This window comes from Mesorhizobium sp. M7A.F.Ca.CA.003.01.2.1 (assembly GCF_003998945.1).
In the GTDB taxonomy this organism is placed as follows: domain Bacteria; phylum Pseudomonadota; class Alphaproteobacteria; order Rhizobiales; family Rhizobiaceae; genus Mesorhizobium; species Mesorhizobium ciceri.
The window spans coordinates 1-512 of the sequence record NZ_RZRA01001628.1; the positions used below are offsets into that span (position 1 = coordinate 1).

General features: G+C 60.5%; 1 protein-coding gene. It reads left to right on the forward strand.

The window, feature by feature from the left end; genetic code table 11:
• Positions 1-188 precede the first annotated feature (188 nt).
• A partial coding sequence (locus EN969_RS34620; RefSeq protein WP_164758820.1) for a 2-C-methyl-D-erythritol 4-phosphate cytidylyltransferase occupies positions 189-512 on the forward strand: 324 nt, incomplete at its 3' end.

The window sequence follows — 512 nt, forward strand, 5'->3', positions numbered from 1 at the left end:
ATGTGCAACGCGGAATGACGCCACATTAAGGCGCAATCGGAAAAATGCTGGCCTTCGGGACTGGGTGCGGCCAAAGCGCCGCGCGCCCCGTGGGACGCGCAAAGGACGCTTTGGGATTCATATTTGACGCACGATCTTTGCCGAAAACCGATTACACTTTTCGGGATCGTGCGCTAAGCCAATCTGCAATGACTGACGCAAGTGAAAATCACGTTTCGAGTGCGGATGGCAAGGTCGCGGTGGTAATCGTCGCGGCCGGCCGTGGTGCGCGCGCCGGACAGGCCAACGGACCGAAGCAATATCAACACATTGGCGGCTTTGCCGTTATCGCACACACGCTTGACATTTTTCTGGCCCACCCGCGGACCAGCGAGATCGTCGTCGCCATTCATGCCGACGACCATGAACTGTTCCGGCAGGCGGCGGGCACCAACGCCGAGCGCGTTAGCGCCGTTATCGGCGGGGCGACCAGGCAGGAATCCGTCCGGCTCGGCCTGCTTGCCCTTAGAGAC